The 22,306-nt window shown below is 66.8% G+C and carries 24 protein-coding genes; 10 read left to right on the top strand and 14 right to left on the bottom strand.

From position 1 onward, the window contains the following. Positions 1–147: 147 nt before the first annotated feature. The 5 genes from QMZ26_RS00580 to QMZ26_RS00560 all read right to left on the bottom strand — a co-directional run bounded on the left by QMZ26_RS00580 (position 148) and on the right by QMZ26_RS00560 (position 7,287). On the bottom strand, positions 148–2,517 hold the full coding sequence (locus QMZ26_RS00580; RefSeq protein ID WP_283220236.1) for a TonB-dependent hemoglobin/transferrin/lactoferrin family receptor: 2,370 nt from the start codon (positions 2,515–2,517) through the stop codon (positions 148–150). Positions 2,518–2,642: 125 nt separating this feature from the next. Beyond that, positions 2,643–4,094 carry a DUF2271 domain-containing protein gene (locus QMZ26_RS00575; RefSeq protein WP_283220235.1) on the bottom strand — a complete coding sequence of 484 codons (1,452 nt, stop codon included), beginning with the start codon at positions 4,092–4,094 and terminating at the stop codon, positions 2,643–2,645. Positions 4,095–4,202: 108 nt separating this feature from the next. Next, positions 4,203–5,108, bottom strand: coding sequence for an EF-hand domain-containing protein (locus tag QMZ26_RS00570; protein ID WP_283220234.1), 906 nt, complete (start codon positions 5,106–5,108; stop codon positions 4,203–4,205). A 30-nt stretch (positions 5,109–5,138) separates the two neighbouring features. Further along, on the bottom strand, positions 5,139–5,936 hold the full coding sequence (locus QMZ26_RS00565) for a DUF4198 domain-containing protein (RefSeq protein WP_283220233.1): 798 nt from the start codon (positions 5,934–5,936) through the stop codon (positions 5,139–5,141). 163 nt (positions 5,937–6,099) lie between these two features. Further along, complete coding sequence (locus tag QMZ26_RS00560; RefSeq protein ID WP_283220232.1) at positions 6,100–7,287, bottom strand: YbfB/YjiJ family MFS transporter; 1,188 nt, start codon at positions 7,285–7,287, stop codon at positions 6,100–6,102. Between the two features lie 156 nt (positions 7,288–7,443). Between QMZ26_RS00560 and QMZ26_RS00555 the strand changes: the two genes are divergently transcribed. From QMZ26_RS00555 to QMZ26_RS00545, 3 genes are all read left to right on the top strand, one after another. Beyond that, positions 7,444–8,049, top strand: coding sequence for a TetR/AcrR family transcriptional regulator (locus QMZ26_RS00555; protein WP_283220231.1), 606 nt, complete (start codon positions 7,444–7,446; stop codon positions 8,047–8,049). Between the two features lie 99 nt (positions 8,050–8,148). After that, complete coding sequence (locus QMZ26_RS00550; RefSeq protein WP_283220230.1) at positions 8,149–8,832, top strand: type 1 glutamine amidotransferase domain-containing protein; 684 nt, start codon at positions 8,149–8,151, stop codon at positions 8,830–8,832. Between the two features lie 104 nt (positions 8,833–8,936). Further along, complete coding sequence (locus QMZ26_RS00545; RefSeq protein WP_283220229.1) at positions 8,937–9,332, top strand: hypothetical protein; 396 nt, start codon at positions 8,937–8,939, stop codon at positions 9,330–9,332. An 18-nt stretch (positions 9,333–9,350) separates the two neighbouring features. Here QMZ26_RS00545 and QMZ26_RS00540 read toward each other — a convergent pair whose 3' ends face one another. After that, positions 9,351–11,549: a TonB-dependent siderophore receptor gene (locus QMZ26_RS00540; RefSeq protein WP_283220228.1), complete on the bottom strand. Its 2,199-nt coding sequence runs from the start codon at positions 11,547–11,549 to the stop codon at positions 9,351–9,353. Positions 11,550–11,753: 204 nt separating this feature from the next. On the opposite strand from QMZ26_RS00540, the gene QMZ26_RS00535 reads away from it, so the two are divergent. After that, a complete protein-coding gene (locus tag QMZ26_RS00535; protein WP_108747831.1) occupies positions 11,754–12,410 on the top strand; it encodes a TetR/AcrR family transcriptional regulator in 657 nt (218 codons plus the stop codon). Here QMZ26_RS00535 and QMZ26_RS00530 read toward each other — a convergent pair. Next, positions 12,407–12,838 carry a hypothetical protein gene (locus tag QMZ26_RS00530; RefSeq protein WP_283220227.1) on the bottom strand — a complete coding sequence of 144 codons (432 nt, stop codon included), beginning with the start codon at positions 12,836–12,838 and terminating at the stop codon, positions 12,407–12,409. The two genes, QMZ26_RS00535 and QMZ26_RS00530, sit on opposite strands and share 4 nt — an antisense overlap. A 178-nt stretch (positions 12,839–13,016) precedes the next feature. Here QMZ26_RS00530 and QMZ26_RS00525 point away from each other — a divergent pair, with 178 nt between their 5' ends. Then, positions 13,017–13,943 (top strand): GAF domain-containing protein, encoded by a 927-nt coding sequence (locus tag QMZ26_RS00525; RefSeq protein WP_283220226.1) that lies wholly within the window; start codon positions 13,017–13,019, stop codon positions 13,941–13,943. Between the two features lie 13 nt (positions 13,944–13,956). Here QMZ26_RS00525 and QMZ26_RS00520 read toward each other — a convergent pair whose 3' ends face one another. From QMZ26_RS00520 to QMZ26_RS00510, 3 genes are all read right to left on the bottom strand, one after another. Next, on the bottom strand, positions 13,957–14,394 hold the full coding sequence (locus QMZ26_RS00520; protein ID WP_159095353.1) for a hypothetical protein: 438 nt from the start codon (positions 14,392–14,394) through the stop codon (positions 13,957–13,959). Between the two features lie 32 nt (positions 14,395–14,426). Beyond that, positions 14,427–14,978, bottom strand: a complete 552-nt coding sequence (locus QMZ26_RS00515) for a cysteine hydrolase family protein (RefSeq protein ID WP_079221962.1) — start codon at positions 14,976–14,978, stop codon at positions 14,427–14,429. A 199-nt stretch (positions 14,979–15,177) separates the two neighbouring features. After that, positions 15,178–15,837, bottom strand: a complete 660-nt coding sequence (locus tag QMZ26_RS00510) for an NAD(P)H-binding protein (protein ID WP_079221963.1) — start codon at positions 15,835–15,837, stop codon at positions 15,178–15,180. 369 nt (positions 15,838–16,206) lie between these two features. On the opposite strand from QMZ26_RS00510, the gene QMZ26_RS00505 reads away from it, so the two are divergent. Further along, positions 16,207–16,608 carry a response regulator gene (locus QMZ26_RS00505; RefSeq protein ID WP_079221964.1) on the top strand — a complete coding sequence of 134 codons (402 nt, stop codon included), beginning with the start codon at positions 16,207–16,209 and terminating at the stop codon, positions 16,606–16,608. Between the two features lie 29 nt (positions 16,609–16,637). Beyond that, positions 16,638–16,832 carry a hypothetical protein gene (locus QMZ26_RS00500; protein ID WP_283220225.1) on the top strand — a complete coding sequence of 65 codons (195 nt, stop codon included), beginning with the start codon at positions 16,638–16,640 and terminating at the stop codon, positions 16,830–16,832. Between the two features lie 16 nt (positions 16,833–16,848). Here QMZ26_RS00500 and QMZ26_RS00495 read toward each other — a convergent pair whose 3' ends face one another. The 4 genes from QMZ26_RS00495 to cho all read right to left on the bottom strand — a co-directional run bounded on the left by QMZ26_RS00495 (position 16,849) and on the right by cho (position 19,850). After that, positions 16,849–17,178, bottom strand: coding sequence for a hypothetical protein (locus QMZ26_RS00495; RefSeq protein ID WP_200731686.1), 330 nt, complete (start codon positions 17,176–17,178; stop codon positions 16,849–16,851). Next, the gene (locus tag QMZ26_RS00490) at positions 17,175–18,338 is read right to left on the bottom strand and encodes a zinc-dependent alcohol dehydrogenase (RefSeq protein WP_283220224.1); all 1,164 of its coding nucleotides are present in this window, start codon (positions 18,336–18,338) and stop codon (positions 17,175–17,177) included. Before QMZ26_RS00490 ends, QMZ26_RS00495 begins: the two co-directional genes overlap by 4 nt. Before the next feature lie 99 nt (positions 18,339–18,437). Continuing rightward, positions 18,438–18,914: a YetF domain-containing protein gene (locus tag QMZ26_RS00485; protein ID WP_108768928.1), complete on the bottom strand. Its 477-nt coding sequence runs from the start codon at positions 18,912–18,914 to the stop codon at positions 18,438–18,440. 78 nt (positions 18,915–18,992) lie between these two features. Then, the gene (cho, locus tag QMZ26_RS00480; protein ID WP_283220223.1) at positions 18,993–19,850 is read right to left on the bottom strand and encodes an excinuclease Cho; all 858 of its coding nucleotides are present in this window, start codon (positions 19,848–19,850) and stop codon (positions 18,993–18,995) included. A 179-nt stretch (positions 19,851–20,029) separates the two neighbouring features. Between cho and QMZ26_RS00475 the strand changes: the two genes are divergently transcribed. From QMZ26_RS00475 to QMZ26_RS00465, 3 genes are all read left to right on the top strand, one after another. Next, entirely contained in the window at positions 20,030–20,416 is a 387-nt protein-coding gene (locus tag QMZ26_RS00475; protein WP_200731689.1) for a sensory rhodopsin transducer, read from the top strand. A 96-nt stretch (positions 20,417–20,512) separates the two neighbouring features. After that, the gene (locus QMZ26_RS00470; protein ID WP_283220222.1) at positions 20,513–21,379 is read left to right on the top strand and encodes an SDR family oxidoreductase; all 867 of its coding nucleotides are present in this window, start codon (positions 20,513–20,515) and stop codon (positions 21,377–21,379) included. Between the two features lie 30 nt (positions 21,380–21,409). Further along, entirely contained in the window at positions 21,410–22,306 is an 897-nt protein-coding gene (locus QMZ26_RS00465) for an SDR family oxidoreductase (RefSeq protein ID WP_283220221.1), read from the top strand.

Raw genomic sequence — 22,306 nt, 5'->3', positions numbered from 1 at the left:
ATCTACCAAGGTGCCATGCCCAGTAGATCCACGCCGTGCGTGGATGGTCTCCGGCGGTTCATCCACGCGTGGCGTGGATCTACCAAGGCGGGTGCCATGCCCAGTAGATCCACGCCGTGCGTGGATGGCTTCCGACCCCTGCTCGGCTTACAGGAAGTCGTAGCTGAGGGTGAAGCGCACGTTGCGGCCCGGCTGCGACCAGCGGCCGATGCCATCAGGGCTGGTTGCCCCCTGGAAGATGGCCGTGCCGGCGCCGGCGGTACGCACGCGGTTCCACAGGTAGTACTCCTTGTTGAAGACGTTGTAGACACCGGCGGTCAGGTTGATCTTCGGGGTGATCGCGTAGCTGCCGAACACATCCAGCAGCGTGTACTCGCGGGCCTTGTAGGCGTAGACCGGCACCACTTCCACGCCGTAACTGCCGTTGGTGATGCTTCTGCCGTAATCCGAGGGATCCTTGCGCTGCTGGTGGGTGACGTTGGCGGTGACGCTCCAGCGTCGCGACGGTGCGTTGTAGGTCAGGCCACCCACCGCCTTGGCCGGGATGATGCTGGCCAGCGGTTCGCCGTCGTTGTCGGTGCCTTCGTTGTACGAATAGGCCACGCGGGCCAGCCAGTCATCGGCCAGCAGCCACATGCCCTCCGCTTCCACGCCCTTCACTTCCACGTTGCCGCGGTTGATCGGCATGGTGTAGGTGTAGCCGTTGGTGACCGTGGTGACGCCACGGGTGGTGGTGCTGTACTGGGTGCCCGCATCGGCGACGAACTGCGCGGTGTCGATGAAGTTGCTGTACTTGTCACGGAACACCGAGACGCCCAGGCGCAGCCGGTCGCTCTGGTAGCGCCAGCCCAGTTCCAGGTTCAGGCTGCGCTCGGCATCCAGGTCCGGGTTGCTCTTGCCATCGGGCACGGTGACGGTCGCACCGTCGGACACGCGGGTCACTTCGGTGGTGGACGAGGTACCGTACATGTCATTCACGCCCGGCGCGCGGAAGCCACGGCCGCCCTGCACCCACAACGACTGGGTGTCGGTGAACTTGAACTCGGCGCCCAGGTTCCAGGTGGGCGAGGAGAACTTCGAGACGCCGACACTGCCACCGCCATCTTCGTAGCCAGACTGGCCGTTGCCGCCTGCCGAGGTTTCCGGGGTGTACTTGTAACTGTCGTAGCGCAGACCGCCGGTCAGGCTGAGGCGGTCGTCGAGCAGGCGCACGCGGTCACGCACATAGGCGGTCAGGTCGGTCTCGCGGGTGTCCGGCCACAGCGACGGATCAGTGTCACGGGTGAACAGGCTGCCATCGTTGCCCCAGCGCGAATCCACCGAGTTCCAGTGGATCTTCGCCTGCTGCCAGGCTGCGCCGTACACGATGTCATGGCGCAGGCCGCCAGCCTCCACGCTCTTGTCGAAATCCAGGGCGACGCGGTTGCGCTTCTGGGTATCCCAGCGGTCTTCCTGGCGCGAGCACGGGTCGGTGATCGAGCAGCGGGTGCCATAGGTCGCGGCGGTGCCGTTGGCGACCAGCACGTTGGTCTGGCCCTGGATGTAGTTCTTCTGGTGGTCGGCGGTGGCTTCCATGCTGTCGAACAGCGCATTGCCCGCCCGCCAGGTGTACTTCAGGCCATAGCGGTCACGGTCGCTGCGGTCTTCGGCGCTGCGGAAGAAGTACGAGCCGGTGCCGTCGCTGCGGGTCCAGTTGTCGACATCATTGGTGGCGCGGGCCCGCTCATACACCACGCCCAGGGTCTGGGTATCGGTGGCGAGGAAGTTGACCTTGAACAGCAGGTTGTCGCTCTCGCGGTCCACCGGATCCGGCGTGCGGCGCCCCGGGCCCAGCCGGTCGAGGGTGGTGTCGTACCAGGATTCGGTTTCGTGGCCATCACGCTTGGTGTAGACCAGCAGCGATTCGAACCTGCCGGTGCGGTTGGCCAGCGTCAGCGAGCCCATGTTCTCGTCGCTGGACCCAGTGTAGCCGTACTTCACCGAGCCGAAGCTGTCGTTGCCATTGGCCTTGAGGAAGTCGGCCGGATCCTTGGTGGTGAACATCACCGCGCCGCTGAGTGCGCCGCTGCCGGCGGTGATGGCGTCGGCCCCCTTGATGATCTCTACCGTCTTGACGGCCTCCAGATCGACGCTGCCGCGACCGGAACGGAAGAATTCGTACGGCTGGTAGCTGCCCGGATCCATGCTCTGCGGGAAGCTGAGGCCATCCAGCGTGATCGACACGCGGTCGGCTTCCAGGCCCCGGATGTTGAAGCCGTTGAACCCGGCGCGCCCCAGGTCGACCATTTCCACGCCGGGCACGTAGCGGATGGCATCTTCCATGCTTTGCGCGCCCTGCTGCCGCAGGTTTTTCGCCGAAAGCGTGGTGACGTTCTGGTTGTCGGACTTCTTGCGCGTCTCGGTCACCTGGATGGTGTCGAGGGTGCTGTCGGCTTCAAGCGCGGCCGCGCGGGTGAGCGTGGGCATGGCAAGGCTGGTGGCGACGGCCAGGGCCAGCAGCGAGGGTTTCATGTTCATCGGAGACTCCGCAGTTGTGGAAGGTGGTGGTGCCGCGGGCGGGTGGCGCCCAGGCGTTCCTGGCTGCGGAGCGCCGGAGTGCGGCGCGGTCTGCGTTGCTGGGAGTAATCGGGAAAGAACGGTGGCTAGGGCCTTGAGACCTGCACGGTGCCGATCTCGCTGCTGCCGTGCGCCTGCGTGGGCAGGTCTCTGCCCTGGCCGGTATCGATGGGCACGGAGAGGAATTCGTGGCCACCGCCTTGGCGCGCCGCCTCGACCTGCAGGCGGTACGCGCCCGGCGGCATGGCCTGGCCGCGGTCATCGCGCCCATCCCACGCCACCGAGTAGTGGCCCGGCAGGCGCGTGGGCCGCGCGATGCCCTGGATCGCCGGTAGATCGTCGCGGCCATAGCGGCGCCACCATTGCGGCAGGTCCTGCAGGTAACGCGAGCGCTCGCCGAGGACCAGCAACTGGCGCACCGGGCTGCCGTCCTCGCGGGCGATCCACAGTGCCAGGTACGGTGCGTGGTAGCGCTCGCTGGCCAGCGAGGGCACCTGGTAATCAATGACCAGCCGTTCGGGAGCGACGGTCGCGCCGCTTGCCGGCAACAGCAGGCCGGGCCAGCGCTGCGAGGCGAAGGCCGTGCCGGTATCACTGAGGATCAGCGCGGCGACATCCGGCAGCACATCGGCCAGCTCCAGGCCGGAGCGGATCGGCATCACCGACAGTGCGGTGGCCAGCGCATCGGCACTGCTGGCATCGGGCGCCACGACGGTCGCAGACGGTGCGAACTGCATCGGCCAGCCCGACCAGGGATCAAGGATGTGGCTGTAGTGCCGGCGGCCCACCGTGTAGCCGCGGGTGGCGTGGCCGCTGGCGGCGATGGCCTGCGAGCGCAGGCCCACGGTGGCCAATGCCGCGCGATTGTCACGTGGTGCACGCGCATCGGCCACGCCCACCGGCCAGGCCTGCCCTGCCCCATCGGCCTGCCAGTAGCGGGCATCACCACCGATATCCAGCCCGATGGCGGTGGCCGCCGGTGCGGCAGCGCGGGCCGCGGCCAGGGCGCGATCAATGATGTAGCCCTTGGCCAGCGCGTCCACGTCGAAGATCACCGCGGGTGGGCGCGTTACCGGCTGGCGTTCGTCCAGGCGGACCTCAGCGGCGTTCGCGTCCGAAGCCAGTGCCCGCAGTGCTTCGCGCGTCGGCAGGACGCCGCTTTCCTGGGCCTGCTGCCAACGCTGGGCAAGCCCGCCCAGGCGGCAACTGAAGAGTCCTTCGGTGCGCGCCCGCCATTCCTCGCACAGGCGCAGCACGGCGCGCAGGTCGTGGGACAGATCCTGCGGCGCGGTCGTGGCATTGAAGCGACTCAGCTCGCTGTGCGCACGCCAGCGGCTGAGCAGCGCGTCCAGCCGCTCGATCTCGGCCAGCGCCGCACGGCCGGCGGCCGCCGCCTGGGCTGCAGGCGCGTCGATGCGCAGGTCGAGCGAGGTGCCGAGCACATCATCGCGATGCAGCTCGGCCGCACCCGCGGCGACGGAAGGCAGGCCGCCCAGCGCCATGCAGATCGCCAGCAGAAAGAGGGAACATCGCTTCATCGAAGGCTCGATCAGGCACAGCGTTGCCCAGCCGGTCCAGGGCGGACCGGTGGATGAACGCAACGAAGGGGAAGTCAGCGGGCCACCCCGTTCGGGTGGCCCGGAGCATCAGCGGCGCGGTTCGGGCGCGGGCAGCCGGGCGTCGACAGCGTCGACCACGCCGTCCTTGTTGCGATCCGCGGTTTCGAACAGGCGCTTGCCCGACACCTGGTACTCGGCGAAGGTCATATGGCCATCCTTGTCTGCGTCGAGCACGCCAAAACGCACGTGGACCTGGCGATCGCCGCCCTGGTCCAGCGCATCGATGCGGCGATCCACTCGCGTCTCGAACTCGGCCAGGTACTCCTCCAGGGCCAGCAGGCCATCGCTGTTGCTGTCGGTACGGGCGAACTGTGCATCGCGTACGCGCTCGTACTCGGCACGCTCAACCTTGCCGTCGCCGTTCTCGTCGTACAGCTCCAGAAAGCCGGCCGCGGTATGGCTGGTGGGCATGCCGATGCGGCTGCGGCGCTGGTTGTCGAAGCGCTGGGCACCGGCGGCGGTCTTTGCTTCCCGCTCCGGTGCGGTCTTGTTTTTACTCGTTCTGCTGACCAGCGCCTTCTGGCCGCCCTGCCAGGTCTTTTCGCCGGCAGCATCGAACTCGGCGCGCGATACCTGCCCACTCTTGTCGGTGTCCAGCGCGGCAAAGCGGGCCTTGGTCTGTTCAACCTGGGCGGCACGCTCGCGCTCGATCTCGGCCGCCACGCGGGCGTCGAACTCGGCCACGTACTCGGCCTCCTCCACGGTGCCGTTGCGGTCGGTATCGGTGGCGTCGAAGCGGGTGCGGCGGAACGTCTCGAACTCCTGCCAGGTCACGCGGCCATCGGCGTTGTCGTCATGCTCGGCGATGAAGGCCAGCACGTTGTTGCCGTGGCCGCCCACCAGCGGGCGCGGGCCGGGCGCGGTCTGTGCGGATACAGCAGAAGAAAGCAGCAGCGCGGCAATGCACGCACTGGCAAGCACGGTGGTTTTCATGTCGACCTCGAAGGCGGTGTTACGGGGAAATCAGGGATTGAGCACGCGGAACGTGAGCGTCACGCTGTTGCTGTATTCGGCCACCGGCGCACCGGCCGGTGCGGCCGTGCGGTGGCGGGTCAGTGCGACCCAGGTGCCGGCGGCGGACAGCGGGAAGCGCACGTGCCCGGCAGCATCGCTTTTCAGGTTGACCACCTGCGGCGTGCGATCCGAACTCCACACCGCCTCGGTGATCTCTACGGCCTGGTTGGCCAGGGGCGTGCCGTCGTACTGCACGACGAACTCGAAGGCTTCGCCCACGTACAGATCGCTGGGATGGGTGACCGGCACCAGCTCCACGCCCTTGTTGCGCGGCGCCAGCGCGGCGCGGCCCGGGTTGCCCACGGTGATGTAGCTGTCGGCCTGGGTAAGCGACTGGAAATCGGAGATCACCTTCGCCCCGGCCGGAATCTTCACCGCCGGGTCGCGCGAGCTCTCGCGCTTGCCGTTGTGTTCCCAGGTACGGAACAGCGCACCCAGGCGCGGGCCGGTGCTGAGGCGGTAGGTGCCCGTGCCTGCTGGCAGCGTGTACTCGGCCACGGTGCGGGTTTTCATCACCTGCGAGGCCAGCGGCGCCTGCGTGCCGTCCGGGCCGGTCACCGTGAACTGGCTGTCATCGAACGCAGTTTCCGGAACGAAGAAGGTCTCGGCAAACGAGGCGTCCATGGCAATCGTCTGCCCCGCCCGTGGCGCGAAACTGCTGGGCACCAGATAAGGCGTGTGGGCGTATGCCGGCAGGGATGCAGCCATCGCCAGCGCGGCGGCGGCGAGCAGGGAAAGAGTCTTCATGGGGCCTTCGTGTCGGTGAGCGTGGGCGCTGGCGAGACGAAGGTCCGGGGCTGGCGGACGGAATGCTATTCCAAATGCGATTGGTTATCAATTGGTGAAATCTGGCGAAATGTATCGTTGTCGCCGGCAACGTATCCGTGCCTTCCGCAAGGTGCCTGGGGCCTCAACTCCTCCCGCGATCCTGCAGATCCGCCGCATACAGCAGCAGTGCGCCGCAGCCCATCAACACCGCCGTCGCCAGCAGTGCGCCCTGGTAGCTGCCCGTTGCCCTGGCCATGTACCCGGCGATGATCGGCCCGATGATCTGTGCCACGCCATACCCAAGCGTGATGCGCGCCATCGCCCTGGAGGGGTTGGATGGCACATGGCGGCCAACCAGGGCCAGGGTGAGGCTGACGATGCCCACGAACGTAGCGCCAAACAGGGCCGCCGACAGCAGGTTGACCGGCGCGCTGGAGGATACGGCAGGCAGCAGCATGCCCGCGCCCTGCAGCACATAGGCCAGAAGCAGCGCCCGGGTTGCGCCGAAGCGGCGGGCGACGCGGTCCCAGATGAAGGTGGACGGCAATGCAGCCACGCCGACGATGACCCAGACCCAGCCGCCCCTGCCCTGCAGCAGGGGCAATCGTTCGAGGATGGCAACGATGAAGGTGGCGCCGATGACGAACCCGAAGCCCGCACACACATAGGCTGCATTGAGCAGGCGCATCCAGTTGCGCGACGTCGAGGGCGGTGGCGCGGCCTCTGCAGCGGCGGTGGGCGATGCAGGTACCGGAGCGGGCATCCACAACCAGGCGGGCACGAAGAACAGCAGACCGAGCACGCCGAGCGCGATCCACTGCCCGGACCAGGACAGTGCCGGCAAGGTCAGGACCACCGCCGCACCGGACACCACGATGCCCAGCCCCATGCCGGTGAAGTGCAGGCCCAGGTCCGGGCGGCGCCCGTGCTGCAGCAGCCAGTTCAGCACCAGACCCGAGGCCAGCAACAGCCCGGCCACGCTGGACAGGCCCGACAGGAAGCGCAGCACGCCCCAGGCCACGGGGTTGCTGGTCAGGCCCATGGCCGCGGTACTGGCCACCGCCACCACCAAGCCGATGCGATAGAGCACGTAGCGCCGGCGCAGATCGCCGGCCATCGCGGCCAGCACGGTGCCGGACATGTAGCCGGCGTAGTTGATGGCGGCAAGCCAACCTGCGGCGACATACCCCAGCCCCGCCTGCGCCTTCATGATCGGCAGCATGGGCGTGTAGGCGAAACGGGCGAGGCCCACGGTGAGGACGAGTGCGCAGATGCCAGCGAAGATCACCCGGTGCGGCGTGTCATGGGGCGCACTTCCAGCGAAGGTCATCGTGTTCCGTAGCGGCTGCCTGCGTTGCTGGAACCTAGCACCGGCATTGGTACCCGGGCCATGCCGCGAAAGTAGGGTCTGGCGATGCTGAACGGAAAATGCGCGTACCGCACAACTCACTAGACGACCGGTCTAATCGCGCGTATCGTCGCTCCCATGAACTCCGCCACCGACACCGCAGGCACCGACGTCCGCCGGAAGATCCTGGCCAGCGGCCGCCGCACCATGGGCGGCAAGGGCTTCTCGGCGGTCGGCCTGAACGAGGTGCTGACCGCCGCCGGCGTGCCCAAGGGCTCGTTCTACCACTACTTCGGCTCCAAGGAAGCCTTCGGCGAAGCCCTGCTGCAGGACTACTTCGACGAGTACCTGGCCGAAATGGACCAGATCTTCCGCGACGGCGGCGAGACCAGGGCCCAGCAGCTGGACAGCTACTTCGCTGCGTGGATGGCCAGCCAGTCCTTCGAGGACTGCCAGGGCAAGTGCCTTGCGGTGAAGCTGGGTGCGGAAGTTGCGGACCTGTCGCCGGCGATGCGTGCGGCGCTGCGCAGCGGCACCGCCGGCATCATCGAGCGGCTGGCACGGGCGATCGAGGACGGCCAGGCCGATGGCTCGCTGGCCTGCAGCGGCGATGCGTTCGCGCTGGCGCAGAGCCTCTACCAGCTGTGGCTGGGTGCCAGCATCATGGTCAAGATCGTGCGCGGGCCGCAGCCCTTCGACAACGCGCAGCGTGCCACCCGACAGATCCTGCATCCCTCACGCTGAGCGAGGGGTGCGTGCGCCACACTTCCCCCGAAGTGTTTTTTTGCGGCCGGGCGCTAGACGACCGGTCTACTTCACCACTCTCCCAACAGGAGCACCACCATGAAAGTCCTCATCGTTCTGACCTCGCACGACCAGCTGGGTGATACCGGGCACAAGACCGGGTTCTGGCTGGAAGAACTGGCCGCGCCCTACTACGCCTTCAAGGATGCGGGTGCGGAGATCGTGCTGGCCTCGCCCAAGGGTGGCCAGCCGCCGCTGGACCCGAAGAGCAACGAGCCGGCGTTCCAGACCGAGCTGACCCATCGCTTTGAAGCCGACGCCGCCACCAAGGCGCAGCTGGCCGCCACCGTCCGCCTGGACAGCGTCAATGCCGCCGACTTCGACACGGTGTTCTACCCGGGCGGCCACGGTCCGCTGTGGGATCTGGCCAACGACACCCATTCCATCGCGCTGATCGAAGCGTTCGTTGCCAGTGGCAAGCCGGTCGGCCTGGTCTGCCATGCGCCGGGCGTGCTGCGCCAGGTCAAGGCACCCGATGGCACGCCGCTGGTCGCCGGCAAGCAGGTCACCGGCTTCGCCAACACCGAAGAGGACGCCGTCGGCCTGACCAACGTCGTGCCCTTCCTGGTGGAGGACATGCTGAAGGAGCTGGGCGGTGACTACAGCAAGGGCCCGGACTGGGGCTCGTATGTGCTGCGCGATGGCCTGCTGGTCACCGGCCAGAACCCGGGCTCGTCGGCCGAAGCGGCTGCAGTGCTGATCCAGGCTGTGGCCAAGGCCTGAACCCGATGAAGGGGCGATCCGGCAGGCCTGTCCGGATCGCATCCCTCCCCCATGCTACGGTGCGCGCAACGGCAACCTGCAGAGTCCCAGGCCGGGAGGTTCCCATGACGCGCACCCAGGCGACACCCACGGCGGCCACCGGCACGGTCCCGCCCGACCTCTTCGGCGCCCTGCGGCAGATGCTGCTGCGCCATGGCGACGGCCTGCTCGTCGTCCACGATACAGACCAGCATTTCTACGCCAATTGCCGCAGGCCGGGCGCCAACGGCAAGGCGCAGTTCTTCGCTGCAGTGAAGGTGTCCGGGCGCAGGCACGCCTTCCACCTGATGCCCGTCTACGACTTTCCCGAGCTGCTGGCAGGCATCAGCCCCGCACTGAAGCAACACATGCAGGGCAAATCCTGCTTCAACTTCGAGCGCTGGGACGACGCGTTGCTGCAGCAACTGCAGGCGCTGGTCGACCAGAGCGCCGCGCGTTACGTGGCCGAAGGCAGGCTCTGAAGCCTGCGCTCCCTCCCATCAGAAATCGACGGTGGCCGACAGCGTGAAGGTCCGCGGTGCACCCAGCGCCAGGCTGGACAGCAAGGGCTGGCCCCAGTAGGCCGTGTTGGTCAGGTTGTTGACCGTGCCGCGCAGGGTCAGCGGGCGGCCGGAGAGACGGGTCGCGTAGCGCGCCCCCAGGTCGTACACGGTGTGCCCGGCCACCCACTGCGTGTTGTCGGCACTGATGAACTGCCGGGACATGGAGGTGATGCCCACATTGAGGCTGAGGCCTTCCAGCATCGGCAGATCCCATTCGGCGGTGATCTTGCCCTGCACCTTCGGCAGCCCGGTGGCCAGCTTGCCTTCGTTGATGCCACTCTGGGTGCGCGTGAGCTTGGGCTGCACGTAGGCCACGCCGCCCATCAGGCGTACGCCGTCCAGCGGTGAACCGAAGAAGCTCCAGTCCGCGCCGCGGTTGCGCTGTTCGCCGCCGAACGAATAGATGTTCGAGACCGGATCGGTGTAGCCATTGGGCCGCTTGATCTCGAACAGGCTGAAGGAATGTGCGAAGCGGCCCGCATCGAGCTTCAGGCCAAGTTCTTTCTGCCGTGTCTTGAACGGCGGGAACACTTCGCCGGCATTGGCGGCCGTGGTCGGCGCAGTCGCACCCTGGCTGAGGCCCTCGATGCTGTTGGCATACAGCGATACCTTGCCGCCCAGCTTGAACAGCACCGCGGCGGCCGGGGTAGTGGCGCTCTGCTTGTAGCGCGAAGACAGTGCACCGGTGTTGATGTCGAACGCATCACTCTGCACCTGCTGGCGGCGCACGCCCAGCGTGACCTGCACGCGATCGTCGGCAAACCCCAGGGTATCGGCCACGCCCACGCTGCGCAGCTTCACCTCGGTATGCATGATGTGGGGAGTGATGAACGTCGGCGCTTCGTTCCAGGTGGGTGCGTAGAGGTTGGTCACCCAGCTGGCCTCGGGCACGCTGCGGCGGCCGTAGTCGTCCTGTTTGTGCTGGTAGGCGGTCGCATTGGCGGCCAGCTGGTGGCTGACTGGACCGGTCTGGAAGCTGCCACGCACGCCCACATCAGCCGACTGCTTGCGGGTGTGGAAGGCCAGCTGGGCCACGGTCGTGCGGAAATCACCGGCGTTGTTGAGCACCAACGCACTGATGGCACCGTTGTAACGGTAGTTCGTCTCGCTGGCACCGAAGGCCGCATAGCCCATCAGGTGATCGTTGAAGTCGACTTCACCGCGCAGGATCGCGCCCTTGTCACGGCTCTCCACCCTGCCCCATTCGGGGTTGATGAGCACATCGGCGCGCGGCGGCTTCGGTACCGCCACGCCGACATCCAGGCTGACGCCGCGGGTTGGGCCATGGATGAGATCCTCGGCACTGTAGAGGTCCAGCGATGCGCGGCTGCGCTCGCCGCGCCAGTCCAGGGCCAGCGAGCCCAGCTGGTAGGCCTTGTCCTGGTGGCGGATGGCGCCCTCGCCCTCGCGGTGCACGGCGTTGACGCGCACGCCCCACTGATTGCGGTTGCCGAAGCGGCGGCCGACATCCACATGGCCGCCGAACTGCGCGTCGGAGCCATGGTCCACGCTCAGCCGGGTCAGCGGCGCATCGGCCGCACGCTTGGGAACCAGGTTGATGGTGCCGCCTACCGAACCGCCCGGCGGCATGCCGTTGAGCAGCGCCGACGGTCCCTTCAGCACGTCGATCCGCTCGAACATTTCCGGCGACGTGCGATAGAACGGCGCCATGCCGAACAGGCCGTCCACGGTCATGTCGGTGGTGCTGGAAGCAAACCCGCGGATGGCGTAGTTCTCGCTCCACGCGCCGGAGGCATTGTTGGTGAACACCGTCGGATCTGCCGCCGCGATGACCGAGGTGATGTCACGTGCCTGCCGATCGGCGATGTAGGCCTCGGTATAGCTGATGGTGTTGAACGGCGTATCCATGAAATCACGGTTGCCGAGCAGGCCCACGCGCCCGCCCGACGCCACTTGCCCGCCGGCATAGGGGTCGGTGACGGTGCGGCGCTCGTGCACGTTCACCGAATCGAGGGTGGACACCTGCGGCGCGCGGTCGGTGGCGGCGGCGATGGCCTGGGCAAGCGCCGAAGGCGCGGGAAGGATGAGAACGCCGCCCAGCGCAAGCAGCAGCGGGGTGGCTCGGCCTGCGCGCAGGCAGGACAAGGGAGCATGGCAACGGACATCGGACGTCATGGGTGTACCTGGGTATGACGAGGCCTGCGCCCTGGTCATGGGTCCGGCAGATTCCGGATGGACGGGTGCAGGCGGGGTTGCTGGCTGGGCCGATGCCTGGCTGGGAGCGGTGAGGCGCAGTTGCTACGATCACGCCGCGCGCAGGTGGTGCGCTGCGTGGTGCAATTAATTATCATTACTATAAAATAAATGGTCAAGCCGCCGATGAAAGACAGCGAACAGGCACCGACGCGCGGACGCCCGAAGAAGCTCAGCCATGCACGCATCGTCGAGGCCGGCATGGCCATGGGGCTGCGCGACCTGACCTTCGTCGGGCTTGCAGGGGCACTCGGGGTGACCCACATGACGCTCTACAACCACATCGCCAGCCTGGAGGCGCTGAAAGTCGCGGTGGCCGAAGCCATCTTCGAGCGCTGGCAGATGCCACCTGTCGAGCGGGGCGATGGGCAGGCGCTGCCGGACTACCTGATCGACTTCATCGCTTCGCTGCGCGATCTGGTGATCGCACACCCCGGGCTGACCCCTTACCTGCTGCGGCGCTCGGTGGCGTCACCCACGATGAGTGCGCGCATCGCCGGGCACCAGAGCGAGGTTGCAGCGGCGTATGCCCTGCCGGTGGAGCAGGCACGCTGGTTGATGTCGACCGTGGCGTTCCATTGCATCGCCGTGGCCGACACGCTGTATGCCGGCGCGGGCAAGGACGCCGTGCCCGCAGGAACGCGCGCCCGCGACGCCAGTGAGGTCGACCGCGAGTTCGCCCAGGGCATGCATGCGTTGGCGCTGGGGGCGCTGCAGATCCTGCGCAGCGGCGTGGACCTGCAGTCGCTGTCGCTGCCGCCGCCCGCGGCAAAGAGCGGCTAGCGCTCGCGGCAGCGCAGCCAGCCGCCGGCAGGGGCTGCGATCTGTTCCCACCCGTTGGCCAGCCGGCGGAAGGCCTGCCCGCCAATGCAGGCCGTGCCGGTGCGCTTGGCCTCGGCCGAACCGAGCGCAGGCAGCACGCCCACCTCGGCGGACGGACCGGGACGACCGGCCTGGCGCGCTTCATTCTGCAGTGTGCCGGCTTCAACGCTGGCGCAGTACGACTTCATGCCGGGATGCGGGTGGTTCGGCCAGGCGTACTGGTCGCAGTTGAACGGCGTCGTGCTCTTGGCCATCGAGTTGTGCGCCGGCCGGGGGGCCGCGGGCAGCGGCCTGGGCGCAGGCCCGGTGGCCGAGCGGATCTGCTGTGCAGCCGCAGGCAACGCTGCAGCCAGCAGCCAACCCGACAGCAGCAAGGGGCGAACAACCATGGCGTGTCCTCGTTCCATGAGTGGGCAGTGCGAAGGCCCTGCGGCGTGACGCATCACGCTTCCGGCCGGTCCATGCCGGCGATTCTGCCCGAAACCCGGGCCGCTGCGGGGGTGGTTCATCCATTGGACGCCGGCCTGTTCTAGCATGGACCACGTCCTTTGACTGCCCAGGATCACCATGACGGATCATTCTTCTGCCGCATTCACTGAAACCGAACGCCAGCACGCGCTGGATGCGCTGCACGTGGTCGGCAGCCTGCCCGAGCCGGCCTACGATGACATCGTGAAGGTGGCCGCCGCCGTCTGCGGCACGCCGATGGCGCTGGTGACGCTGATCGATCGTGACCGCCAATGGTTCAAGGCGCGCATCGGCGTGGAGGGCAGCGAAACCGACCGCGACGTGGCGGTCTGCGACCACGCGATCCGCCAGCCCGATCAGTTGCTGGAAGTGGGCGACCTGAAGCAGGACAGCCGCTTCGTCGACAACCCGGTATTGAACGAGATGGGCGCGCGCTTCTATGCGGGCATGCCGCTGGTCACCCGCGAGGGCGCGGCGGTGGGCAGCGTCTGCGTGGTGGACCTGACGCCGCGTTCGCTCAGCGCCGAGCAGCGTGACGCCCTGCAGGCCCTGGCCCGGCTGACCATGACCCTGATGGAAGCGCGCAGCCGCGAGCGCGAGCAGGAAGTGGCGACCATCCTCGAGCAGAGCCCGCTGGTGGAAGTCGCGCACGCCACCACCGGCACCGCCTGCACCGTGGTGATCCTCGAGCTGCAGGACCTGGCGGCCCTGGCCGAGCAGATGGGCGAGCGCAGCCTGGAGCGCCAGCTGCAGCAGCTGGATGTGGCGCTGGAACAGTGCCTGGACGCCACGCGCGGCGACAGCATCAACCGGGTCACCGGCAGCGGCGAATTCATCGCGGTGCTGGGCAGCGACCAGGCCAGCGACACCCTGGCGGCGCTGCAGGCAGTGGCCGACGATGCCTCCTCGCGGCTGGCCCGGCCGCTGCTGCTGGGCGCCGCCGGCGGTACCGGCGAGGAAAGCACCAGCGCGGTGTTCCTGCGCGCCGACCGTGAACTGAGCGCGCGCAAGGACGAGCAGCGCTGAGGCTGCGCAGGTCTCAGTCGAACCAGAGCATCGTGGCCGGCCCGCTGCAGTCTGCAGGCAGGGGGTCGGCCAGGCTGCCCGGCAATGCGGACAGTGCGCCGCTGCCAAAAGTATGCGTCGTGCCGAAGGCCACACCCTTGCCGGTTCGGGTGTAGCGCACGCCCACGGCCACGCCGTCCTTTCTTTCCAGCTCGAAGCCGTCCGGCCACAGCGCCAGAAGGCGCTGACCCGATCCAGTAACGAAGTAGACGCACGAGCCGATGGGCTCGATGGTGCCGATGGAAGCAGCGGTCAACCAGACCGTCGACGCTTCAGGCGTCAGCGTTACCGCCCGCAGCTGCGGCGCAGGATGGCGATCACCGCCCCCCGTTGTGCTGCAGCCTGCCACTGCGGACAGCAGCATCAGCACAAGGCTGTTGCGGAGTGTCCGTGTCTGGGTCATCGGTCCCATCTGCCCTCCTGGCTGACTTCGTTGACTGGAGCTTACCCTGCCGCGAACGTGCAGTCTGCGCTGGCGACGAGGCTGACAAACGCCCCGCGCAGCGTGGCGTTGTGATGCTCGACGATGGTCTGCGCCTCAAGCACGGCCGAATCGGTGGTGGTGTGCGCGTCGGCCACCAGCACGGCCGCAACGCCGAGGTCGCGCGCGGCGCGGCAGGTGGTATCCACGCAGTAGTCGGTCTTCATGCCGACGATGACCAGTTCTTCGACGCCGGCCGCGGCCAGTCGCTCGACCAGGCCGGTCTCGAAGAAGCAGCTGGGCCGCGTCTTCTCGAACACGGTGTCGCGCGCCGGATCGATGGCGAGGCCAGCCAGCAGCTGCGACAGCGGGCTGTCGCTGGCAAGCGGCGAGCCTGCGGGGCCGACGTGGCGTGCGGCAAACACCGGGGCATCGGCGGCATGTGCGCGGTCGATCAGCGCATTGATGTTGACCAGGACTTCGTCAGCGCGGTAAGGGCGATGCGCGCCGTTGAACAGGCCGTGCTGCATGTCGATGACCAGCAGGCCGCGGCGGGGGATTCGGGATGGGCTCATGGTGTTTCTCCTGTGGGGTGGGCACGGACGGAGAAACAGAAGACCCCGTCCATGACTGGCGGGGTCCTGAGGGGCGGCGCTACATCACGTCACGTAACGACCTCACGACCTGCCAGGGGCAGTCGTGGTGGTAGTGACGGCGGCGGCGCGGAGGACCATGCGCCCGATGCTGCGTCAGCGCGTTGTCGTGGTCAAGCCCTCATGCCGGCGACAGCGCCTGCAGTGCATCGAACACCGGGGTTTCGCCCTCGGTGAGTTCGATGATGCAGCGGCGCAGCTGCGGGTGTTCGATCAATGCCAATAGCGTGGCAGCGACGTCGGCGCGGGCGATGTTGCCGTAGGGAATGGCGAGGCCGGCACGCACCCGGCCCGTGCCCGGTTCGTCGGTGAGCGTGCCCGGGCGCAGGATCACCCAGTCCAGCGGGCTTTCGGCCAGGTGCACGTCGGCACGCTTCTTCACCACCATGTAGTTCTCGAACGTATCCGACAGGTGCTTGCCACGACCAGCTTCCGGGAAGGCCGACACCAGCAGGAAGCGCGGCACGGCCGCGGCCTGTGCCGCGGCCACGGCCAGTTCCAGTCCGCGCCCATCGATGGCGTCGGTCATCGACGCGCCGCCCTTGCCACCGGCACCGGCCGAGAACACCACCACGTCGCAGCCTTTCATCAGCGCCGCCAGCGCGGCGACATCCAGCTGCAGCAGATCGCCCTGCACCGGGCCGGCGCCGAGGGCGGTGAGTTCGGCGGCCTGGTCCTGACCGCGATGCAGGGCCAGTACGCGATGGCCACGTGCGCTGGCCTGCTCGACAAGGGAACGGCCGACCTTGCCGGCTGCGCCGACGATGAATACCTGGCTCATGCTGGATCCTGTGAAGGGGGTGGTCCAGTGTGGCGCGCAGAAAACCAACACAGCGTGATCGCCCGCGATGGCTCCGGTAGATGCCAACCTTGGTTGGCCCCTGGCCCTACGGCCCACCAAGGTGGGCATCTACCAAGGCGGCTCCCGGTGGCTGGACGCGCTTCGGTAGGTGCCAACCTTGACTGGCGCCCTGGCCCTACGGCCCACCAAGGTGGGCATCTACCAGGGCGGTTCACGTCCGCCCGCCGACTGCGACCCGCATCCATCGGGTCATGCGACCTTCGCGCCGCGCACACGGCAGCCAGCCGCTGGCTTGATGCCCGGAAGCGGAACATAGGGGCAACATGACAATACGAGCACGACCTGCGTATGCAGAAGTATGGAAATGAACAGACGCAGGAGCACTGCCTGTTATTGGTAGAGGATCAGCTGGATCTGGCTGAACTGGTTGAGGATGCGCTGTCCAACGAGGGGAACACCATCACGCACGCTGAAAGCGTATTCGAGGCACTCAGCCTGCTGCGCAACGAGCAGTTCGATGCCGCCATCCTTGATATCGAGCTCGGCGACGGCGTGGTGTTCCCGGTCGCTGACCGGCTGGCGGAGCTGGGCGTGCCCTTCCTGTTCGCCTCCGCCGTCTACGATCAGGTCGTGCCAGCCCGACACCAGAAAGCACGCTTCGTCGCCAAGCCGTTCCACATCCCGCAACTTCAGGAAGCAGTGAACCAGACGCTGGCCCAGAGCCGTGGCAGACAACCGTTACAGCGCTGAAACTGCCCCCACCGCAAGGAATTCCTCCGATGAGCAAGCTACCGTTCAACCCCACGGGCGACGCCAGCGACCAGGACAAGGCGCATACGCCGGACAAGGTCCGTACCGACCAGAGCTGGAAGAAAGGCAAGGACATGCCGGAACAGAACAAGACGGCACATCCCGACGACTACGAGCGACCTGAGGTCGATCCGACGGGAGGTCGTCGAGGGTCGAAAGACTGAGCTGCCTCCCTCCCCTTCAAAGACCGTCGAACCAGCTCGCGTACGGCGTATTCTTTACCAGGTAGCGGTTGTAGTCCTTGCCACCATCTGTCCACCACACCGGGCCACGCTCGCCGAGACCTCGTTTAGCCGCATCCACCGCACGGCGTGCATTCCGCAGCGCCGCCGCTTCTCCGCTCCTCATCGCGGCCTGCACCGCGCGCCGCGCGTCCATGAGCGCCGCCACCCACCGCGCACGTTCGATGGCGGTGAGATTCGGGTTGGTCGCGCGCCAGAGCCGCCCGCGCACCACGATGTAGCGCCTGTCAGGGGTCAGCGGCGTACCGCTCGCTGGGTCGCTTGTCACGGGGTCAGCACGATCTTCCGGCAGTCATCGTCCTTCGCATCGAACATGGCATAGCCCTGCGCGGCTTCGGCCAAGCTCATCCGGTGCGAAATGATGTTGCCGGGGTCCAGCTTGCCCTCCAGGATGGCGGTCAGCAGCTCGGGCATGAGGCCCTGCACATGGGTCTGCCCCATCTTGAAGGTCAGGCCCTTGTCGAATGCGTCCCCGAGCAGGAAGCCGTGTATGAAGCCGGCATACACACCAGGAATACTGACGATGCCGCCGCGGCGAGCGGCAGCAATGCACTGGCGGATCGCCACGCCGCTGCTGCCTTCAAGCTTCACTGCGGTCAATGCAGTCTCAACCGAACTGCCCTCCGCCTCGAACCCGACCGCCTCGATGCAGGCATCCACGCCCCGGCCGCTGGTCTGGCTGACGATGTAATCCGCCGGATCGTCCACCTTGCCGAAATCGATCGGCGTGACACCATAGGTGCGTTGCGCGAAGTCCAGCCGATACGGCAGATGGTCCACCATGAAGATGGTTTCCGCACCCAGGAGGCGGCAACAGGCGGCACTCATCAAGCCAACCGGGCCTGCACCGAAGATCGCTACCGTCGAGCCCGCCTTCACCCCTGCGTTGAGCGCGGCCTGATAGCCGGTCGGCAGGATATCGGACAGGAACAGCACCTGCTCATCGGCCACGCCATCCGGAATCCGCAGGGGGCCGACATTGGCCTTGGGCACCCGCACGAATTCCGCCTGGCCGCCAGCGACCCCGCCATACAGGTGGCTGTATCCAAACAACGCGGCAGGCGGCATCAATCCCTTCGCATTGAGCGCCGCGCCTTTGCCGGGGTTGGTGGTCTCGCACGCGGCATACTCCGCCAGCTGGCAGTGGAAGCATTCACCACAGGCAATCACGAACGGGATGACCACACGGTCACCAGGACGCACCTGGGTCACGCCTCTGCCAACCTCTTCCACGATGCCCATGAACTCATGGCCAAGTACATCGCCGGTGTGCAGATCGGGAATCCTGCCCCGGTACAGATGCAGGTCGGAGCCACAGATGGCAGTGGCGGTGACGCGCAGGATGAGGTCGTCCTCGGCCGCGAGTGCCGGATCGGGTACGGTCTCAACGCGGACGTCCTTGCGGCCGTGATAGGTCAGCGCCTGCATCGTCGTTCTCCTGCCGTTGGGGACTGCAGGGTTGCATGGGCACGGCTGTGCCGGCGGTGACCTTGCCGTGTGCGGGGCGTGGATTCCACTGTTGCAGCTTCAGCGGCCTTCGGCATCCACGGTGATCTCTCCCGAGGTTTCCAGCATGGCCAGTTCGATCTGGTGATGGCCATCGCAGCCTGCCTTGCGCATGGCCACGTCCAGGTCCTCCGGCGCCACATTGCAACGGCGCAACTGCTCCCAGAACACCTTGCCGTTACGCACCAGCACGACCGGCGCGCCCTCCACCCAACGGTGCAGCCGACGATTGCGCGCGGTCACGAAACCGACCAGCCAGTTCAGACCCAGCAACGTGGCGGCAAGGATGAGTCCGCCAAGCAGCGAGGTGTCCTCACCGATCAGCGAGTTCTGCACCGCCGTACCCAGCAGGACGATCACCAGCATATCGAACGGTGCGGACTGCCCGATCGATCGTTTGCCACTGAGCCGCGTCAACAGCAGCACCACCACGTAAACGGCGGTGGCCCGTAGTACGAACTCAAACCACGGCATGCCCAGCTCGAACAGATCGGTCACGGTCTTCTCCCTGCATGGCCTGCCCGGAGGGATACAGAACAGGTCGTCCACGCTGCGTGACTCTGTCTACGCGACCTGCTATAGCGGGTGCAGGGCCCATTGGCCCAACGACAGCCCCTTGCGAAGGATGCGGTACGCGTCGCGGTCGAACAGCGGATCAGTCCGACGCACGCGCCGGGCAGCGGCCAGGGTCTTCGCGCTGCCGTGATAGAACCACCCATCAACGACGTGGAACTGCCGCATCGCTTCGCCGCGCTCCTCGATGGCCACGGGGCCGGCGTAGGGCCATTCGGCAATCTCCAGCAGCATGAGCGCATCGGCCAGCCGCTGCTGATGCTCGGCAAGGGTCTCGCCGCCGCAGCAGGCACCGGCACACTGGCGCAGCATCGAGCGGAAGCACGGGCGTCCAGAGGGAAGCCGCTCCAGGCCCAGCAGCGAATAGCAGAGCCGATTCTCATCCGCCACGCGGCGCATTGACTCACGCGCGGCGCGGGCACTCGAATAGATGCCGTACAACATCGGCGTGGACGTCAGATCCACGTCTGACGAGTTCACCACGCTGATCTCGCCCCGGTACAGACGCAGGCTGAACTGACGCGGCAACCGCCGCAGCAGCCGGTTGTACAGCGGGCGCTGTTCTTTCACCATCGCCGCCTCCAGCAGCTGCGCGCCCAGATCGCCCGCCATCGGCAGATGACTGATGCGCTCTGACTGGCGCAGCATCGCAGCCTCCTCAGCCGTCCGCAGATGGTCCATCACCCGCGTGCGCAGGTTGATGCTTTTGCCGATGTAGAGCGGCAGGCCACCCTCGCGGCCATGGAACGTATAGACGCCGGGTTGTGCGGGGAGCGCCTGCGCCTGCTCGCGCAGATGCTCGGGAAACACATACCCGGCGGCGCGGGCGGAACGTCGCGCGGCCTGCGCATTGGAAGGCATGAAGGGCAGCAGTCAGGTGCAGTGGAACCAGCGATGCATGATAGGCAAGCGCCGCAGGACGGCCAACGCGTAACGGTGCACGCCACTGAACGCTTCATGTTGATGCCGTGGACACTTGACGTGCACGCCTTCGGCGCGGGCGCCTCGACCACTCTGGTGGCCCCTTACGGAGAGAAACCATGACGCAGGAAAACCCCGGCGCCCTCGGGCGCACGCGCTGGGCCATTGCCGAGGGCTACATTCCCGGTTGGAGCAACGGGCCTGAGCCCGAGCTGCAGAGTCACGACACGTGCTGCATCCTCAATGCCGGCAGCACCGATGCCCGTATCAGCCTGATGCTGTACTTCGAAGATCGAGCGCCGCAGGGGCCCTACACCTTCACCGTTCCTGCCCAGCGCACCTGCCACAAACGCTTCAACGACCTGCAGGAACCAGCCCCGGTGCCGCTGGGCGTTGGCTTCTCCTGCGTCATCGAGTCTGACGTGCCCGTGGTGGTGCAGCACACGCGCCTGGATTCGCGCCAGGCCGCGAACAGCATCATGACCACCATCGCGCACCCGCTATGACCCACGCCGTGCACGCCACGCCGACACTGCTGGGCCACGGCGTTTACTGCGGGGTGCCCAGACTGGGAGCTCCCTTCCCCCACAGAGGACGCACGCATGCCAGTGCCCAAGTACCCGAAGCCGCCGTTCAAGGCGCAGCAGCAGTCCTTCCCTGGCAAGACCAGCAAACTCGACCCGAAGCCGGACCACGGAGAAACGAGCTACAAGGGTCACCGCCAGCTTGAGGGCAAGAAGGCACTCATCACCGGTGGCGACAGCGGCATAGGCGCAGCCGTGGCCATCGCCTATGCACGCGAAGGTGCGGACGTGGCGATCGCCTTCCTGGAAAGCGAAAAGGACGATGCTGCCGCCATCGGCAAGCTCATCCAGGAGGCCGGCCAGAAGGCGGTTCTGGTCCCCTGCGATATCAGCGACGAGGCGCAGGCCGAGCAGCTGATCCAGCGCGTGGTGCACGAACTGGGCGGCTTGGACATCCTGGTCAACAACGCCGCATACCAACGCTACTACGAGTCGTTTGACGAAATCACCATGGACGACTGGCGCAAGACGTTCGATACCAATGTCCATGCGCTGTTCAACCTGACCCGACTCAGCGTTCCGCACCTGAAGGACGGCGGCTCGGTCATCAATACCGCGTCGGTGAATTCGAAAAAACCGACGCCTAACATCCTGCCGTACTCCACCACCAAGGGTGCGGTCGCCAATCTCACCATCGGCCTGGCGGGCCTGCTGGCCGAAAAAGGCATCCGGGTCAACGCGGTCCTGCCGGGCCCGATCTGGACGCCATTCATTCCCGCCGGCATGGCCGCGGACAAGGTCGAAAATTTCGGCAGCCAGACCCCGTTCGGTCGCCCCGGCCAGCCCGCCGAACTTGCGTCCGCCTACGTGATGCTGGCCGCGGACAGTGCCAGCTATACGTCGGGCGCGCTGCTCACCATCTCCGGTGGCGCCGTCACCCTGTAACCCGTTATCTACCTCCCCCAAGGAAACCCCATGACCCGCAACCAGTACGACATGCAGAACCCCCTCACCCAATTCCCGCAACCGACCTACCCGGCCCAGGTGCAGACGCCACCGGGTACGGTGCACGAATTGAATCCCAAGGCAGATCACGGCGAGAAGAGCTACGTCGGCCTGGGGCGGATGAAAGGGCGCAAAGCGCTGATCACCGGCGCTGACTCCGGGATCGGCCGCGCGCTGGCCATCGCCTTCGCGCGGGAAGGTGCGGATGTCGCGCTCAACTATCTGCCCGAGGAAGAGAAGGACGCGGCGGAAGTCGTCGCCCTGATCGAAGCGGAAGGCCGCAAGGCCATTGCCCTGCCCGGCGATCTGCAGGACGAGGCGTTCTGCCGGGACCTGGTGAAGCAGGCCGTGGACGGGCTGGGCGGACTGGATGTGCTGGCGAACATCGCTGGCAAGCAGCTGGCCGTGGAAAAAATCGAGGATCTGGACACCGAGCAGTTCGAGGCGACATTCCGCACCAACGTGCACGCGCTGTTCTGGGTGTGCAAGGCCGCCCTGCCCCATCTACCGGCCGGCGCGACGATCATCAACACCGCTTCCATCCAGGCCTACCAGCCCTCGCCGAACCTGCTCGACTACGCGCCCACCAAGGCCGCCATCGTCAACTTCACCAAATCGCTGGCGCAGCAGGTGGCCGAGCGCGGCATCCGCGTCAATGCGGTTGCGCCGGGCCCGATCTGGACGCCGCTGCAGCCCGCAGGTGGCCAGCCGCCGGAGGCGATCCCCGATTTCGGTTCGCAGACCCCGTTGAAGCGCGCGGGCCAGCCGGTGGAGATGGCATCCGCCTACGTTCTGCTGGCCACCCAGGAATCGAGTTACATCACCGGTGAGGTGATTGGCGCCACTGGCGGCATGCTGCTGCCGTGA

It is taken from the genome of Stenotrophomonas sp. PFBMAA-4 (assembly GCF_030053215.1).
GTDB lineage: Bacteria > Pseudomonadota > Gammaproteobacteria > Xanthomonadales > Xanthomonadaceae > Stenotrophomonas.
Note: the sequence above shows the minus strand (reverse complement) of the source record. Positions and strands in the feature narration are given on the sequence as shown.

What these genes read in the sequence shown, in the direction of transcription:
- QMZ26_RS00470 (WP_283220222.1), top strand. Translation starts at nt 20,513, where the DNA reads ATGCCAGTGCCCAAGTACCCGAAGCCGCCGTTCAAGGCGCAGCAGCAG.
- QMZ26_RS00555 (WP_283220231.1), top strand. Translation starts at nt 7,444, where the DNA reads ATGAACTCCGCCACCGACACCGCAGGCACCGACGTCCGCCGGAAGATC.
- QMZ26_RS00545 (WP_283220229.1), top strand. Translation starts at nt 8,937, where the DNA reads ATGACGCGCACCCAGGCGACACCCACGGCGGCCACCGGCACGGTCCCG.
- QMZ26_RS00570 (WP_283220234.1), bottom strand. Translation starts at nt 5,108, where the DNA reads ATGAAAACCACCGTGCTTGCCAGTGCGTGCATTGCCGCGCTGCTGCTT.
- QMZ26_RS00525 (WP_283220226.1), top strand. Translation starts at nt 13,017, where the DNA reads ATGACGGATCATTCTTCTGCCGCATTCACTGAAACCGAACGCCAGCAC.
- QMZ26_RS00465 (WP_283220221.1), top strand. Translation starts at nt 21,410, where the DNA reads ATGACCCGCAACCAGTACGACATGCAGAACCCCCTCACCCAATTCCCG.
- cho (WP_283220223.1), bottom strand. Translation starts at nt 19,850, where the DNA reads ATGCCTTCCAATGCGCAGGCCGCGCGACGTTCCGCCCGCGCCGCCGGG.
- QMZ26_RS00535 (WP_108747831.1), top strand. Translation starts at nt 11,754, where the DNA reads ATGAAAGACAGCGAACAGGCACCGACGCGCGGACGCCCGAAGAAGCTC.
- QMZ26_RS00475 (WP_200731689.1), top strand. Translation starts at nt 20,030, where the DNA reads ATGACGCAGGAAAACCCCGGCGCCCTCGGGCGCACGCGCTGGGCCATT.
- QMZ26_RS00500 (WP_283220225.1), top strand. Translation starts at nt 16,638, where the DNA reads ATGAGCAAGCTACCGTTCAACCCCACGGGCGACGCCAGCGACCAGGAC.
- QMZ26_RS00510 (WP_079221963.1), bottom strand. Translation starts at nt 15,837, where the DNA reads ATGAGCCAGGTATTCATCGTCGGCGCAGCCGGCAAGGTCGGCCGTTCC.
- QMZ26_RS00530 (WP_283220227.1), bottom strand. Translation starts at nt 12,838, where the DNA reads ATGGTTGTTCGCCCCTTGCTGCTGTCGGGTTGGCTGCTGGCTGCAGCG.
- QMZ26_RS00505 (WP_079221964.1), top strand. Translation starts at nt 16,207, where the DNA reads ATGCAGAAGTATGGAAATGAACAGACGCAGGAGCACTGCCTGTTATTG.
- QMZ26_RS00490 (WP_283220224.1), bottom strand. Translation starts at nt 18,338, where the DNA reads ATGCAGGCGCTGACCTATCACGGCCGCAAGGACGTCCGCGTTGAGACC.
- QMZ26_RS00515 (WP_079221962.1), bottom strand. Translation starts at nt 14,978, where the DNA reads ATGAGCCCATCCCGAATCCCCCGCCGCGGCCTGCTGGTCATCGACATG.
- QMZ26_RS00550 (WP_283220230.1), top strand. Translation starts at nt 8,149, where the DNA reads ATGAAAGTCCTCATCGTTCTGACCTCGCACGACCAGCTGGGTGATACC.
- QMZ26_RS00580 (WP_283220236.1), bottom strand. Translation starts at nt 2,517, where the DNA reads ATGAACATGAAACCCTCGCTGCTGGCCCTGGCCGTCGCCACCAGCCTT.
- QMZ26_RS00560 (WP_283220232.1), bottom strand. Translation starts at nt 7,287, where the DNA reads ATGACCTTCGCTGGAAGTGCGCCCCATGACACGCCGCACCGGGTGATC.
- QMZ26_RS00520 (WP_159095353.1), bottom strand. Translation starts at nt 14,394, where the DNA reads ATGGGACCGATGACCCAGACACGGACACTCCGCAACAGCCTTGTGCTG.
- QMZ26_RS00540 (WP_283220228.1), bottom strand. Translation starts at nt 11,549, where the DNA reads ATGACGTCCGATGTCCGTTGCCATGCTCCCTTGTCCTGCCTGCGCGCA.
- QMZ26_RS00575 (WP_283220235.1), bottom strand. Translation starts at nt 4,094, where the DNA reads ATGAAGCGATGTTCCCTCTTTCTGCTGGCGATCTGCATGGCGCTGGGC.
- QMZ26_RS00565 (WP_283220233.1), bottom strand. Translation starts at nt 5,936, where the DNA reads ATGAAGACTCTTTCCCTGCTCGCCGCCGCCGCGCTGGCGATGGCTGCA.